This is a genomic window from Kribbella sp. NPDC002412, from assembly GCF_053592935.1.
The window spans coordinates 41,895-56,387 of the sequence record NZ_JBSFBL010000023.1 but is presented as its reverse complement, the minus strand read 5'-3'; the positions used below and the strand labels follow the sequence as shown (position 1 = coordinate 56,387).

The 14,493-nt window shown below is 69.8% G+C and carries 11 protein-coding genes; 1 reads left to right on the top strand and 10 read right to left on the bottom strand.

The features are described 5' to 3' along the window. Nucleotides 1-2 precede the first annotated feature (2 nt). Nucleotides 3-920 (bottom strand): hypothetical protein, encoded by a 918-nt coding sequence (locus ACWCOV_RS19880; RefSeq protein WP_449830751.1) that lies wholly within the window; start codon nucleotides 918-920, stop codon nucleotides 3-5. Nucleotides 921-1,082: 162 nt separating this feature from the next. Between ACWCOV_RS19880 and ACWCOV_RS19875 the strand changes: the two genes are divergently transcribed. Then, nucleotides 1,083-3,023, top strand: coding sequence for a CocE/NonD family hydrolase (locus tag ACWCOV_RS19875; RefSeq protein ID WP_449830750.1), 1,941 nt, complete (start codon nucleotides 1,083-1,085; stop codon nucleotides 3,021-3,023). Nucleotides 3,024-3,221: 198 nt separating this feature from the next. On the opposite strand, the gene ACWCOV_RS19870 is transcribed toward ACWCOV_RS19875, so the two are convergent. From ACWCOV_RS19870 to ACWCOV_RS19830, 9 genes are read right to left on the bottom strand one after another with little or no spacing between them, the layout of a single operon-like run. Further along, complete coding sequence (locus tag ACWCOV_RS19870; protein ID WP_449830749.1) at nucleotides 3,222-4,376, bottom strand: glycosyltransferase; 1,155 nt, start codon at nucleotides 4,374-4,376, stop codon at nucleotides 3,222-3,224. 1 nt (nucleotide 4,377) lies between these two features. After that, the gene (locus ACWCOV_RS19865) at nucleotides 4,378-6,978 is read right to left on the bottom strand and encodes a glycosyltransferase family 4 protein (protein ID WP_449830748.1); all 2,601 of its coding nucleotides are present in this window, start codon (nucleotides 6,976-6,978) and stop codon (nucleotides 4,378-4,380) included. Then, the gene (locus ACWCOV_RS19860; RefSeq protein ID WP_360519062.1) at nucleotides 6,975-8,276 is read right to left on the bottom strand and encodes a nucleotide sugar dehydrogenase; all 1,302 of its coding nucleotides are present in this window, start codon (nucleotides 8,274-8,276) and stop codon (nucleotides 6,975-6,977) included. Before ACWCOV_RS19860 ends, ACWCOV_RS19865 begins: the two co-directional genes overlap by 4 nt. Nucleotides 8,277-8,301: 25 nt before the next feature. Next, complete coding sequence (locus tag ACWCOV_RS19855) at nucleotides 8,302-9,549, bottom strand: acyltransferase family protein (RefSeq protein ID WP_449830747.1); 1,248 nt, start codon at nucleotides 9,547-9,549, stop codon at nucleotides 8,302-8,304. A 4-nt stretch (nucleotides 9,550-9,553) separates the two neighbouring features. Next, nucleotides 9,554-10,606 (bottom strand): non-hydrolyzing UDP-N-acetylglucosamine 2-epimerase, encoded by a 1,053-nt coding sequence (wecB, locus tag ACWCOV_RS19850; protein ID WP_449830746.1) that lies wholly within the window; start codon nucleotides 10,604-10,606, stop codon nucleotides 9,554-9,556. Next, nucleotides 10,603-11,610: a Gfo/Idh/MocA family protein gene (locus ACWCOV_RS19845; protein WP_449830745.1), complete on the bottom strand. Its 1,008-nt coding sequence runs from the start codon at nucleotides 11,608-11,610 to the stop codon at nucleotides 10,603-10,605. The genes wecB and ACWCOV_RS19845 overlap by 4 nt, the downstream gene beginning before the upstream one ends. A gap of 1 nt (nucleotide 11,611) precedes the next feature. Continuing rightward, the gene (locus ACWCOV_RS19840) at nucleotides 11,612-12,703 is read right to left on the bottom strand and encodes a DegT/DnrJ/EryC1/StrS family aminotransferase (protein ID WP_449830810.1); all 1,092 of its coding nucleotides are present in this window, start codon (nucleotides 12,701-12,703) and stop codon (nucleotides 11,612-11,614) included. Beyond that, nucleotides 12,700-13,311 carry an acyltransferase gene (locus ACWCOV_RS19835; protein ID WP_396351961.1) on the bottom strand — a complete coding sequence of 204 codons (612 nt, stop codon included), beginning with the start codon at nucleotides 13,309-13,311 and terminating at the stop codon, nucleotides 12,700-12,702. Before ACWCOV_RS19835 ends, ACWCOV_RS19840 begins: the two co-directional genes overlap by 4 nt. Further along, the gene (locus ACWCOV_RS19830) at nucleotides 13,308-14,492 is read right to left on the bottom strand and encodes a hypothetical protein (protein ID WP_449830744.1); all 1,185 of its coding nucleotides are present in this window, start codon (nucleotides 14,490-14,492) and stop codon (nucleotides 13,308-13,310) included. Before ACWCOV_RS19830 ends, ACWCOV_RS19835 begins: the two co-directional genes overlap by 4 nt. Nucleotide 14,493 lies beyond the last annotated feature (1 nt).

The window sequence follows — 14,493 nt, the reverse complement described above, 5'->3', positions numbered from 1 at the left end:
GCTCACTCCCCGTTCAGGAAGTCGTAGTAGGAGACCACGGACCACCGGAAGTCGAGCGGGTCGCCGAACGTGCCGCCCTCGACCCTGCCCAGGCTGTTGATGACGGTCGACGTGCCGTTCGCGTGCCCGACGGCGTACAGGTAACCCGCCTTGGTGTCCTTGTCGATGCCGAGCAGCAACGTGCCGTACTGACCGCAGCGGTTCGCGACCAGCGTCTCGAAGCCCTGCCAGCTGCGGGTGCGGACCTGCTTGACGACCGGCTTCATCGGCGAGGTGACCGGGATCCGGATGGTGTAGAGCGCGCCGCCCTTGGTGTTCGCGAGGAAGGTGTCGTAGCCGGGCCGCTTGCTGATCACGGCCATCGTCTTCACCGCCGAGAACCCGGGATACGAGCCGGTGGCGCGCCAGCCGTTCTGAGTGATGTGCCAGCGGAACAGCACGCCGTCGGTGCGCAGCGCGTAGAACTCCGTCCGCGACACGTCGCCGGGCTCGATGGTGTCGTACGTCGCCCACTCGATCAGGCTGAACTTCGACCAGCCGCCGCCGATCCGCGTGTAGTGCACGGGACCTTCGAGCTGGTCGAGCCCGTTGGTGGCGTAGCCGGCGCTGTACAACGAGTCCCCGAGGATCACGTAGCCGGTGTTCACGCTGCCCGCGCCGGACTTCGGGTAGCTCTCCCAGTGGGTCGTGAGCCGCACCTTGCCCGGGCTGAACGCGTTCGCCGTGGTGCCGCCGGTGTTGATCGACGGCGGCGCCGTCGCAGTGACAGTCCGGCCCGTGTGTCCCCCGGCCGCAGTCACACCGCCGACTCCCGCCGTACAGGCCTCAGTCGTACTCGCACCCGTCGCCTCTGCGACCGGTGCCGCCAGCCCCAGCGCCAGGACCGCCCCACAGCTCGCACCCAGCATCCGTCGCCACATGTTCGGCTCTCCCTCGGTTCTGCCCTTCTCGCTCACTCGATGCTCGGGCTGGCCGAGAAGTTGCGGCGCGAAGTTTTTCCCGTGCTGTGCACAGGAAGTGACCACTCGGGTGGGATCTGTGCGCAGAATGGTCTCCACCTACCGCCCATAGGGGGAGTACGCATGCGCAGAAAACGGTTCCGGACCGGGATCACTCTTCTGGTCGCCGCCGCGATGGCGCCGCTGGCCGCACTCACCGCGAGTGCCGAGCCGACCGCCGTACCGGCCAAACCTTTCATCCAGGGCACGACCACGGTCGCCGCCTACGACTACGAGAACGCCATCCACGAGCGGATCGAGGTCGACGTCCCCAGCCTCGACGGGGACGCGAACGGGGTCACCGACCGGATCACCGTCGACGTGATCCGGCCCGGCGAGGCCGCCGCGGCCGGTGTCGACGTCCCGGTGATCATCCAGGCCTCGCCGTACTACGCCGGCGACAACAAGGCCTACTTCGACGGCAACGGCGTCCGGCAGGTGTTCGGCAGCTGGCTGGACAACTACTTCGTGCCGCGCGGGTACGCCGTCGCGTTCGTCGACATGCCGGGCACCTTCCGGTCGACCGGCTGCAGTGACGTCGGCGCGGACCTCGAGGTGCTCGGCACCAAGGCCGTGATCGACTGGCTGAACAACCGGGTGCCCGGCTACAACGCCGACGGCAGCCGCGCCAAGGCCGACTGGTCCACCGGGAAGGCCGGCATGATCGGCGTCTCCTGGAACGGCACCATCGCCAACTCGGTCGCCAGCACCGGCGTCCGGGGCCTGGAGACCATCGTCCCAATCGCGGCGATCTCCAGCTGGTACGACTACACCCGCGGCTTCGGGGTGCCCTTCTACGACGAGTACATGGGCTTCCTGCACGACTACGTCAGCAACGACGCGTCACCGCGCTGCGTCGAGATGACGAACGAGATCGAGCAGGACTCCGACACCCGCACCGGCAGCTACAGCAAGTGGTGGGACCCGCGGAACTACAACCTGGACGCGCGCAACGTGCACGCCAGCGTGTACGTCGTCCACGGCCTCGGCGACGAGAACGTCAAGACCCGGCACTTCGGTGAGTGGTGGGACCAGCTGCAGCGGTACGACGTGCCGCGGAAGATCTTCCTGCACCAGGGCGTGCACCTGGACGGGTTCAGCTTCCGCGACGAGTGGGTGAACAAGCTGCACCCGTGGTTCGACTACTGGCTGCAGGGCCTGCAGAACGGCGTGATGCAGACCCCGCAGGCGACCGTCCAGCGTGAGGACGGGACGTTCTACGAGGAGCCGCGCTGGCCGGCCGTCGGCGCTCGCCAGACCACGCTGAAGTTGAGCAAGGCCTCGGGCGCAAAGACCGGTGGGCTGTCGATCGCCGCGGCGTCGAGCGACCCGGTCAGCTTCACCGGGACGGACGAGCCGTCGGTGGACACCGTCGTACTCGACCCGACGACTGCCCGGCCGGATCGGGCGGTGTTCCTGAGCGACGAGCTGGAGAAGGCGGTTCGGGTCACCGGGACCGGGAAGGTGACGGTCCGGGTCAAGGTCAACAAGGTTGCCGCAGGCATCAAGGCGCGGTTGGTGGACTACGGTACGGCGAACCGCTACACCAACGTCACCAACGTGCCGAACACGTCGGTGTGCTGGGGTGACGGGAACGCCCTCGACACCGGCTGCTACGCCGACACGCAGGTCAACACGGCGGTGTCGGACACGTCGGTCGTGGTGCGGACGCTGGCCGACGTCGGGCACTACAAGTCCTTGTACACCAAGGAATCCCTGCGCTCGGACCGCTGGTACGACCTCACCTTCGAGCTGAACGCCGACGACGTGGTCTTCGCTCCCGGCCACCGCCTGGGCCTGGTCCTCACCGTCGAACCCGACAACCCCTCCATCCCCTTCACCGGAGCCACCATCACCCTCGACCCCACCCGCTCCTCCCTGACCCTCCCCCTCACCGGCTACACAGCCGGCCTGACCACAGCCGAAGCACCCCAATCCCGCATCCCCTCCACCCGCCTCGCCCAACCCGAGCCGGAAAAGGACCCAGCCGAGTTGATGCGCCAGATGGTGGAAGCCAGCCGCTAAGAACTAGCCCGCCCGCCCGGCCTTCGGCCGGCCGGGCGGGCAGTTAGCAGAAGAGCCGCACAGCAGGTTGGCGTTCGGCAGCAGGTCGGCGGGGATGGTTGGCCTGCCGGCCTCGCTCGGCGGTTGGCGAGGCTCCGGCTTTTCAAACAGCACGCCCGTCCCGGCCGGAGGCCGGGGCGGGCGTGTTAGTAGGCGGTGTCAGGCGAGCTCTGCGTAGGCAGCTACCAGGGTGGCTGCGTCCTTTTCCCAGTTGAGGTCTGTGGCGGAGGAGCGGATTCCGTCGGCGTAGGTGGGGTAGTTGTCGATCAGGTCTCGGACGGCGGCGGTCAACGAGGCTGGGTCGCCTGGCGTGTAGAGGGTGCCTAGTTTGTACTGGGTTACCACGGCGCGCATTTCGGGGAGGTCGGCGGCGACGACCGGGACGCCGGCGCGGACGGCGTGGAAGAGTTTGTTGGGGAGGGCCAGGCGGTGGTTCTCGCAGGTGTTGGTGAGGGTGACGAGCGAGATGCCGTAGGAGCGGAGGGTGTCGTCGACCTCGTCGATCGAGCGTTCGGCGACGGTCTCCACCGGCCCGAGATCCAAGCGGTAGTTGGGATCCACCGACCCCATCAGCACGGTCCGGAACGGCGCCAGCTGACGCGCGGCCGCCACCACAGTCGGCAGATCACGACCCGCCCCGACGCGACCGGCGTACAGCAACCCCTCCGGCCGATCCGGCGCCGCCGGCACCTCGTCCGCCCGCGGGAACGTGTTCCGTACGACGCGAACGTCAGCCAGCCCGCGTTCGCGCAACCGCCGCGCGATCCCGTCCGACACGGTGATCACGAACCGCGCCTTCGACGCCAGCGAAACCTCGAACCGCCGCCCACGCGCCCGCCACAACGGCGTCGGCCGTCCAGGCAACGCCCGGTCGAACCACAGCTCGTGGGTGTCGTAGACCAAGTCCGCCGACCACTCCGCAGCGAACGAGGCAGCGAGCTCCAACGTGTTGAAGTCGTGCGCGTGCACCACGTCGAACGGCCCCGCGGCGGCCACTCGAGGGGCCGCCGCGGTTCGCCACTGCTTCTCGGTTCGGTCCCGGTGCTCCGGCAGCAGCAGCCACCGGCCGAACCGCTGGACCAGCACCTTCGGCCCGTTCCGCCCGTGCCCGACCGCGGGACCGCCGTTGCTGCCCCGCAGACCGGCCGACCGGGAGACGGACTCGACCGTCACCCCCGGACCGACCTCGAACCCTTCCGGAACGTCGCGGCCGATCACGTGGATCTCGTGACCGGCCGCGACCAGAGCCGTCGCCTCCCGCAGGATCCGCGAGTCCCCGGCGATCGGGGACTGCGCGATCATCAGTACCCGCATGTCACCTTCCGCCGAGGAAGGGCAGCAGAACCTCCACGGACTTCCGCCCGTCGTGCAGCTCCCGGACGTACTCCGGACCGGCGTCGGCGATCTTGCGGGCCGAGTCGCGCTCGGCGACCAGCCGTTCGATCACCTCGGACAGGTCGTCCGGGGTCGCCTCCGCGATCGGCAGGTCGGTCGGCAGCAGGTCGCGGACCGGGTCCGCGATGTGCCCGACGGTGACCCGGCCGGCCGCCATCGCCTCGCAGGCGAAGACGCCGTACGAGCCGAGCAGCAGCTGGTCGACCACGATGTCGGCGTTGCGCACCATCTCGGCGAGCTCGGCGTGCGGGACGCCCTGGACCCGCTGGTACTTGATCAGGCCTCGCGCATCCAGGTCCGTGAGCACCGGGTCGACGTACACCGACCCCTTCAGCGCGCTGGCCGACGGCGCGTGCAGCACCACCGGCACCTCCCGCTCCAGCACCGGAGCGGTCGACGTGAACTCCTCGAGGTCGACGGTCAGCGGCAGCCAGATGCCGTTGTCGACGAACTCCAGCAGGTCCGGCGTGGTGACGAAGATCGTGCCCTCGTACCCCTCCAGGTGCGTCCGCATCAGGTCGTTCGCGGCCTGCAGGCGCGTGGTCAGTTCGTCGTCGGCGTTCCGGAACGGCGACCACTGGTACTGCGCCCGGTGCTGCGCCGGGTCGCGGATCTCCGACCCGTGGAAGACCAGGCCGTGCTTGATCTCCGCCTGGTCCAGCATCGGTACGTCGTTCGTCCACATCTGCCCGCGCTGCTGCCCGAACATCGGCCGGCCGGCCTCGAACAGCACGTGGGTGACCTCGCGCAACGCGTACGCCGTCAGCTCGAGCTGCCAGCGCAGGTCGGACCGGTACTGGCGGTAGGTGCCGGTCCGGTGCACGCGGAAGTCGAACGCGCCGCTGCCGGTGGTCAGCGACTCGGCCTTGAGGTTCGGCACCTCACGCTCGAGCGCGGTGGCCCACAGCCACGCCTGCCCGGCGCTGTTGACCGGACCGAGCAGCAACCGGCGCTCCTTCTTGATCGCCCGGCCACCCGGCTGGACGATCTCGAGCTGCTGCCCGACGAGCTCGCTGTACAGGCCGCGCAGCTTGTCCGCCTGCCCGGCCCAGGAGACCTCCTGCTGGTACGCCGGGTCGGCGACGCGCTCGCGGTAGGTGTCGAGGTCGCCGAGCACCGTGCGCACCTTCGACGCCAGGTCGTGCGCGTCGGCGGCGACGAAGACCTCGCCGATCCGGGTCCGGTCGACGAACTCCTTCATGCTCGGCATGTCACTGACCACCACCGGCAGACCGGCGAAGGCGTACTCGAACAGCTTGTTCGGCAGCGCCATCTCGTGGCTCGGGTAGCGCAGGATCGGGATCAGGCCGACGTCCGCGGTCCGCAGGAAGGCGACCACCTCGTCCGGCTTCACCGGGTCGAGGCAGTGCAGCCGGTCCTGCACCTCGAGGGCCGCAGCCTGAGCCTGCAGCTCCCGGACGGCGTCCGTCGCGACACCGGGCACGCACACGACGGCCAGGTGCGCGTCCGGCAGGTCCACCAGCGCCTGGACGGCGGTCTCGATGCCGCGGGCCCGGGTGACGCCACCGCTGTAGACCAGCAGCGGGACCTCCGGGCGCAGACCGATCCGGCTGCGGATGTCGGACACCTCGACCGACACGTCCGCCGGGTTCGGCGTGTTCATGATCACCACGGGCTCGTGATCGAGGTCGTGGTCCTTCTGCAGCGTCCGGGCGATCGCCGGGCTGACCGTGATCACCTTGTCCGCGTCGCGGATGTACTCGGCCTCGTGGTTGGCCCAGGCCGCGATCGACCGCCGGGTCCGGGCGCCGTACCGGGACAGGCCGGCGACGTACTCGTGCGCGTCGTACACGACCTTCAGGTGCTTGCCGCGCAGCTTGGCCCGGCCGGCGGCGCGGGTGGCGACACCGATCACGTGCATGTCGTGCGCGTGCACCACGTCGGGCTCGAGTCGATCGATCAAGTCACCGAAGGCGATCTCGAGGTCCAGCGCCTCGGGGTGCAGCTTGCGCCACGGCGCCGGCCACGGGAGCCGGTGGATCACGCCGTCGTACGCACGCCAGCCGAACTTGAACGGCGCGTCGGCCTTGTTTCCCACGCCCTTGCGGACCCAGGTCACCTTCTTCGCCGTCTGCCACCTGGACCGCCGCAGCAGCCGCGTGGCCACGCCGGCCTTGAACTTGAGCGGATTGCCCTGCCCCGCCTTCGCGCGCGCGATGGCGTGCCCGGAGTCGGCCTTGAGCTCCTTCAGCTCGGCCTGGATCCGCTGGCTGCGGGCGACGTACGTCGACCGGTTCCTGTACCCCACCAAGGGCGGCCGCCAGTCCCGGCGGGCCTTGCGGCTCCGCTTCCGCTCCTCCCGGAGGCTGAACGGAACCGCCACCCGGACGATCAGCGCGCCGTCGAGCATCTCCCTCGACGGCAGTCCGCTGGCCGAGACCCCGAGCACAGTCACCTCTGCTCCGGTCTCGGCCAGTGCTGCGGCCTCCTTGCGGACCCGACTGTCGTTGGTGACGTCGTTTGCGACCATCATCACGACCCGCAGGCCGGCATGTGTCACTGGCTGACCGACCTTCCGATCACGATCCGGCGCACGCCAGCCCAACGAGCCGGGTCGGTGCGGTCACGGCCGTCGACGAGCACCTGCACGCCCGGCAGCTCGGCCGGGGTCAGCTGCGCGTACTCCGGGTGGTCCGCCTGCAGGACAGCCGCGTCCACCGGCGCGCCCAGCGCGTACGGCGTGAAGCCGAGCTGCCGGAGCTCCTCGTCGGTGTACAGCGGGTCGTGCACGGACACCTCCGCACCACGGGCCTTCAGCGCCTCCACGGCCGGGAAGACCCCGGAGAACGCGGTCTCCTTGACACCTCCACGGTACGCCGCTCCGAGCACAACCACCTTGGCTCCGGCCAGGTCGCCGTACGCGCCCTCGAGCAGGCCGACCGTGTAGTCGGGCATGCCGAGGTTCGCCTCGCGGGCGGCCCGGACCACGGTGGCGTCCGGGTCGGTCCACAGGTAGAGCCGCGGGTAGACCGGGATGCAGTGGCCGCCGACCGCGATACCGGGCCGGTGGATGTGGCTGTACGGCTGTGAGTTCGACGCCTCGATCACCTGGTGCACGTCGATCCCGTGCTCACCGGCGAACCGGGCGAACTGGTTGGCCAGCCCGATGTTCACGTCGCGGTAGGTGGTCTCGGCCAGCTTCGCCAGCTCGGCCGCCTCGGCCGACCCCAGGTCCCAGACGCCGTTGCCGCGCTCCAGGTCCGGGCGGTCGTCGAAGTCCAGCACCGCCTCGTAGAACGCGGTGGCGCGCTTGGCGCCCTCCTCGGACAGGCCGCCGACCAGCTTCGGGTACTTGCGCAGGTCCGCGAAGACCCGGCCGGTGAGCACCCGCTCCGGCGAGAACACCAGGTGGAAGTCCTGGCCCTCGGTCAGGCCGGAGACCTCTTCCAGCAGCGGCTTCCACCGGTTCCGGGTGGTGCCGACCGGCAGGGTGGTCTCGTAGCTGACCAGGGTGCCCGGGCTCAGGTGCTCGGCCAGCGACCGGGTGGCGCTCTCCATCCAGCCGAACTCCGGCTCACCGGTCTTCTCGTCGACGAACAGCGGCACGACCAGCACGACCGCGTCGCTGCCGGGGATGGCGTCCGCGTAGTCCGTGGTCGCCCGCAGGCGGCCGTCGGCCACGGTCTCGGCCAGCAGCTCGGCCAGGTGCGCCTCACCCGGGAACGGCTCCTGCCCGGCGTTCACCTGCTCGACCGTCTTCGGGTTGATGTCGACGCCGACGACCTGATGGCCCTTGGCCGCGAACTGGACCGCCAACGGCAGCCCGATCTTGCCTAAGGCAACAACACTGACACGCACAGGAACTCCACTAGGTAGTGATTCTTCATCGGGGGCCTCGCAGCTTCCGTTCCAGCGGGTGCTCGACGAACTTGTACAGCAGCCACGAAGCGAGGATCGAGATGGCGCCGACACCGGCGTACCAGGTCAGGTTGGACCAGCCGATCGGCCCGGCCACACCGTGGTACTCCTTGATCGCGTACAGGATGGTGGCGTGCACCAGGTAGAAGGCGTAGGACCACTGGCCGAGCGCGACCAGCGGCTTGCTGCGCAGCCAGGACCGGCCACCGCGGGTGTCGCGGGCGGCGACGGCGAGGATCAGGAAGCCGTACAGCAGGGTCAGGACTTCCTTCTGGCACAGGCCCATGGTGATCGCGAACGGCACCTCGGTCGGGTGCTTGCCGGAGTACCACAGCGTGAACAGGCCGCCGGACGTGACCAGGAACGCGAACCAGACCGGGATCCGCGGCTTCCAGCCGGTCCGCAGCGCGATCGCCAGGCCGATGCCGAACAGGAACGCGACCGAGTGCAGGATCGGCTGTGGCAGCACCGGCACGACGTCGCGGTTGTGGAACAGCGCCAGCCGGTAGGCCCCGCCGACGACGAGCACCGCGACACACAGGATCAGGCCGCCGGCGACCTTGAGCTTCTTCGTGGCCCGCCAGACGAACGGGAAGTACGCGTAGAAGAACGCCTCGACCGACAGCGTCCAGCCGGCCGGGTTCCCGCCGTACAGGACGGTGGGGTTGTTCGACCAGCCCTGCAGCAGGAGGCCCGACAGCACCAGCACGGTGATCGAGACCGGCTTGATCCACGCCATCCCGGCCGGTGGGTCGAACCGGTAGAACACGAAGATCGCCGCGATCAGGGTGAGGAAGTACAGCGGGAAGATCCGGGCGAACCGGCGCCGGTAGAAGGTGCGGATCTTCGTCCCCGGCTGGGCCGACCAGGTCAGCACGAAACCGGACAGCACGAAGAAGAACGTCACCCCGGACGTCCCGTACTTCAGGAAGTCGTAGATCGGCAGCGGCGCCAGGTTGGTCATGTGGTGCGCGAACACGAAGAACGCGGCCCACCAGCGCAGGCCGGTCAGCGATTCCACCCGCGGCAGCCGCTTGCGCGGCTCCGCCGGTGGCTGTCCGGACTCGCCCGGGAACGCGCTGACCGGCGCGCCCGGCGGCGGCGCGGTGCCGACGCCGCGCGCGGCTGTGTCGTCGGTCGTAACGGCCGAAGCCGCCGGCCCCGGAGAGCCCGGGGAGGGCGGCTGGCTCTGTTCTTCGGCGGCTTTGGTCACGTAGTTACTCCGTGAGTGCGGTGACGACACGCCCGGCGGCGTGCCCGTCTCCGTAGGGCATGGGGCGGTCGGCTGCCGGCGCCGGCCGGGCGGCCAGCTCGGGCAGCTTGCTCACGTCGGACGTGAGGACGTTCCAGCCGTCCTCCAGCGTCTCGACCCACTCGGTCTCAGTGCGCAGCGTGGTGCAGACCCGGCCGAGCAGGAAGGCCTCCTTCTGCAGGCCGCCGGAGTCGGTGACCACACCGGACGAGCCGAGGACGGCCGCGACCATCTCCGGGTACGCCAGCGGCTCCCGGACGTGCAGCGAACCGTCCGGACGCTCCAGCTTGATGCCGTGCTCCGCGCACTTCGCGACCAGCCGCGGGTGCGCCAGCAGCAGCACCGGCGTACCGGCTGCGGCGAGCCCTTCAATGATGGCGGCCAGCCGCTCCGGGTCGTCGGTGTTCTCGGCCCGGTGGATGGTCGAGACGACGTACTCACCACGCTTGAAAGGCACGTCCAGCGGCTTGTCCTTGACCGCGTCGCGAACCCGGAAGCACACGTCCGTCATCACGTCGCCGACCAGGCGGGCGCGATCCTTCAGACCCTCGTTGGCCAGGTGGTCCATCGCCACCTGGGTCGGGGCGAGCAGGATGTCGGCCGCGTGGTCGGTCAGGACCCGGTTGTGCTCCTCCGGCATCCGCCGGTTGAACGACCGCAGCCCGGCCTCCAGGTGCGCCACCGGCAGGTGCATCTTCACCGCCGACAGCGTCCCGGCCAGCGTCGAGTTGGTGTCGCCGTACACGAGCACCCAGTCCGGCTTGTGCTCGTCCAGTACGGCGTCCATCGCGGACAGCATCGAACCGGTCTGGACCCCGTGGCTGCCGGACCCGACACCCAGGTGAACGTCCGGGTCCGGGATCCGCAGGTCGGCGAAGAACACGTCGGACATGTTCTTGTCGTAGTGCTGGCCGGTGTGCACGATCACGTGCTGGTGCTCGGTGGCGGCGAACGCCTCCGCCACCGGCGCCAGCTTGACGAACTGCGGTCGTGCCCCGACGACGCTCAGGACCTTCATGACTCGGCGGACTCCCCGGCGACCTTGATGGTGCGGTCCTCGGCGGCGGACTGGATCACGGCCTCGGCCACCGCGACGGTGGCCAGACCCTGCTGCAGCGTGACGATGTCGGCTTCCTTGCCCAGGACCGCGTCCCGGAACGCCTCGTGCTCGGTGCGCAGCGGCTCCGGCTTGCTGATCGCGTAGCGGATCATGTCGCCCTCGCTGACCCCGCGGAAGTGCGCGACGTCGTCCCAGGCGGTCTGCACGGTGCCGTTGGCGTGGAAGGACAGGTCGGCCAGCAGCGTGTCGGCGATGAACGCGCCCTTCTCACCGGTGACGACGGTGAGCCGCTCCTTCATCGGGGACAGCCAGTTGACCAGGTGGCTGGTCACGGTGCCGTCGGCCAGCCGGCCGGTCACCGCGATCAGGTCCTCGTACTGCCGGCCGCTCTTGTGCGCGCTCTGCGCGGACACCGAGACGAACGGCGACTGGGTCACCCAGGCGGTCAGGTCGATGTCGTGGGTGGCCAGGTCGAGGACCACGCCGACGTCGGCGATCCGGGCCGGGAACGGGCCCTGGCGGCGGGTGGTGATCTGGTAGATGTCGCCCAGCTCGCCGGCCTCCAGCCGGACCCGCAGCGCCTGCAGCGCCGGGTTGTACCGCTCGATGTGACCGACGGCGCCGACCAGGCCGGCCGCCTCGAACGCCTTGGCGATCTCGGTCGCCTCGGCCGTGGACCCGGCCAGCGGCTTCTCGATCATCGCGTGCACGCCGGCCTCGGCCAGCGCCTTCGCGATCTCGGCGTGGTACTGGGTCGGTACCGCGACCATGCAGTAGTCGATGCCCTCGGCAATCAACTGCTCGATGTTCTCGTGCACCGGGCGACCGCCGGCCACGCCGAACTTGTCACCACCCGGGTCGGCGACGGCGACCAGGTCGACGCCCTCGAGGGAGGCGAGCACGCGGGCGTGGTGGCGCCCCATCATGCCCAGGCCGATCAGTCCGGCTTTCAGGTTCGCCATCTCACGCACCAGCCTTCGCCACGGTGTTCACCGCGGCCACGATCCGGTTCAGGTCTTCCTCGGACAGCGAGGGGTGGACCGGCAGCGAGAGCACCTCGGCCGCGGCCTTCTCGGTCTCCGGCAGGTCCAGCTCGCGCTGGAACGAGGGCAGCCGGTGGTTCGGGATCGGGTAGTACACACCGCAGCCGACACCGTGCTCGTTGCGCAGCGCGTCGGCGAAGCCGTCGCGGTCCTCGGTCACCCGGATCGTGTACTGGTGGTACACGTGGGTCGCCTCGGCGGCCACCGCCGGGACGGCGACACCCTGCAGGTTCGCGTCCAGGAAGGCCGCGTTCTCCTGCCGCTGCTTGGTCCAGCCGGCCAGCTTGGTCAGCTGCACCCGGCCGATCGCGGCGTGCAGGTCGGTCATCCGGTTGTTCAGGCCGACGACCTCGTTCTCGTACTGCTTGAGCATGCCCTGGTTGCGGAAGAGCCGCATCCGGCGCTCGAGGTCGGCGTTCGCGACCGAGTTCATGCCGCCCTCACCCGACGTCATGTTCTTGGTCGGGTACAGGCTGAACATCGCGAACTCGCCGAAGGTGCCGACCTGCGCGCCGTTCCAGGTCGCGCCGTGCGCCTGCGCGGCGTCCTCGTAGATCTGGATGCCGTGCTTGTCGGCGATCGCCTGCAGCGCGGTCATGTTCGCCGGGTGACCGAACAGGTGCACCGGCATGACAGCCTTGGTCTTCTCGGTGATCGCGGCCTCGACCGCGGCCGGGTCCAGGCAGAAGTACGTCGGCTCGATGTCGGCGAACACCGGGGTGGCGCCGGTCAGCGCGACGCTGTTCGCGGTCGCGGCGAAGGTGAAGGACGGGACGATGACCTCGTCACCGGGGCCGACACCCGCGGCCAGCAGACCGAGGTGGAGACCCGACGTGCCGGAGTTCGTCGCGACGCACGCACGGCCGGAGACCAGCGCTGCGCCGAACTCCTGCTCGAACGCCGCCACCTCGGGGCCCTGGGCCAGCATCCCGGACTGCATGACCCGGTCGACGGCTTCGCGCTCCTCCTTCCCGATGATCGGCTTCGCGGCCGGAATCGGCTGCACCATCAGTTCTCCTCCATGTCTTCACCGGCCGGCCGCAGCCGTCCGTCGGTTTCGATGTACATCTCGCCCGTGTTCGGGCACTTCCACTCGCCGTCACCGACGGCGAGCAGCGGAACGCCGGCCTTGCCGACCCACTTGATGCGGCGGGCCGGGACGCCGGCGACCAGCGCGAAGTCTGGCACGTCCTTGGTCACCACCGCACCCGCGGCGACGGTGGCCCAGCGGCCGATGGTGACCGGCGCCACGCAGACGCTGCGCGCCCCGATCGAGCAGCCTTCCTTCATCGTCACGCCGACCGGCTCCCAGTCGTGGCCGCTCTTCGGCGACCCGTCCGGGTTGACCGCGCGCGGGAAGTAGTCGTTGGTGAGCACCACGGCCGGGCCGATGAAGACGCCGTCCTCGAGCACGGCCGGCTCGTAGACCAGGGCGTAGTTCTGGATCTTGCAGTTGTCGCCCATCCGGACCCCGGTCCCGACGTAGGCGCCGCGGCCGACGATGCAGTTCTTCCCCAGCACCGCGTTCTCGCGGATCTGGGCCAGGTGCCAGACCGACGAACCGTCGCCGATCTGGGCGCGGTCGTCGACGTCGGCGGATGGCGCGATGCGGGACGTCACAGGATCTCCTTCGAACTGAGCCAGCTGGTGAGTGCTTCGGCCGAGCGGCGTCCGTCGTGCAGCTCCGCCACGAAGGCGGGTCCGGCGGCCGCCCGCTCGGCGGCGGCGTCACGATCGGCGATCAGGCCGGTGACAACATCACCCAGAGTGTCGGGATCCGCCTCCACGATCGGCACCTCTCGCCCAGTCAGAGTACGCACCCGTTGGCGCACACTTTCACCGACGTACGAGACGACGATCCGCCCCGCGGCGAGCGCCTCGGCCGCCGCCACGCCGTACAGACCCATTCTGAGCTGGTCTACAACGATGTCAGCGTCGCCGATGACGCCCGGCATCCCGCTGTGCGGCACACCGGTGATCCGCCGGTATTCCAGTACCCCGTTGTCGTGCAGCTCGGTCAGCACGGCGTCGATCCGGTCGGTGCCCTTGAGCTGCGCGTTCGACGGAACGTGTACGACGACCGGAAGCTCACCGCTGAACAGCGGACGAGCCGCCTGCGCCCACGGCGCCGGGTCGATCGCGACCGGCAACCACTGCGCGTCAGGTACGTCGTCCAGCAGGTCCACCGTGGATACGAAGACCGGCAGGCCGAGGCTCTCGACGAGCTCGGCGTGCCGGCGGGCCTGCGTTTCCAGGCGCTCGGTCAGATCGTCACCAGGGGTGAACGGCGACCACCGCTCGCGTTTCGCGTGCCGGCTGGGCAGCCGGATGTCGGAGCCGTGGAACAGCAGGCCGACGTTCACACCGGCGGCCAGCAGCGCGGCGATGTCGGCGGCGGCGTCCGGGAAGCCGCGCGCGCCGAAGATCGGGCGCAGCGACTCCACCAGGACGTGGGTGTGCGAACCGACGTACCGCTCCTGGGCGCGCTGCCAGCGGGGCTGGCCGAACCACGCGAGCGGGACGCCGTAGTCGGTGGCGAACTGGAACTGCCCCTTGCGGTGCAGGGCGAACGAGACGGCGCTGACCTCGGGCAGGGTCTTGGCGGCCTGTGCCCAGGCGTAGCCCTGACCCGCGGAGTTGGTCGGTCCGACCAGCATCCGCACCGGGGTCGTCGCCACCGGCGGGAACGCCGGCAGCTGCGCGTACGAGTACCGCAAGCCGCGCAGGCGCCGCCGGACCGCTCCCGCGGTCCGGGCGAGTGGCGCCGGCAGGTGCTCGCGGATCGAACGCGACACCGTCATC

Coding starts and splice junctions, on each gene's coding strand:
- ACWCOV_RS19870 (WP_449830749.1), bottom strand. CDS start 4,376: ATGCGGGTACTGATGATCGCGCAGTCCCCGATCGCCGGGGACTCGCGG.
- ACWCOV_RS19830 (WP_449830744.1), bottom strand. CDS start 14,492: ATGACGGTGTCGCGTTCGATCCGCGAGCACCTGCCGGCGCCACTCGCC.
- wecB (WP_449830746.1), bottom strand. CDS start 10,606: ATGAAGGTCCTGAGCGTCGTCGGGGCACGACCGCAGTTCGTCAAGCTG.
- ACWCOV_RS19875 (WP_449830750.1), top strand. CDS start 1,083: ATGCGCAGAAAACGGTTCCGGACCGGGATCACTCTTCTGGTCGCCGCC.
- ACWCOV_RS19845 (WP_449830745.1), bottom strand. CDS start 11,610: ATGGCGAACCTGAAAGCCGGACTGATCGGCCTGGGCATGATGGGGCGC.
- ACWCOV_RS19880 (WP_449830751.1), bottom strand. CDS start 920: ATGTGGCGACGGATGCTGGGTGCGAGCTGTGGGGCGGTCCTGGCGCTG.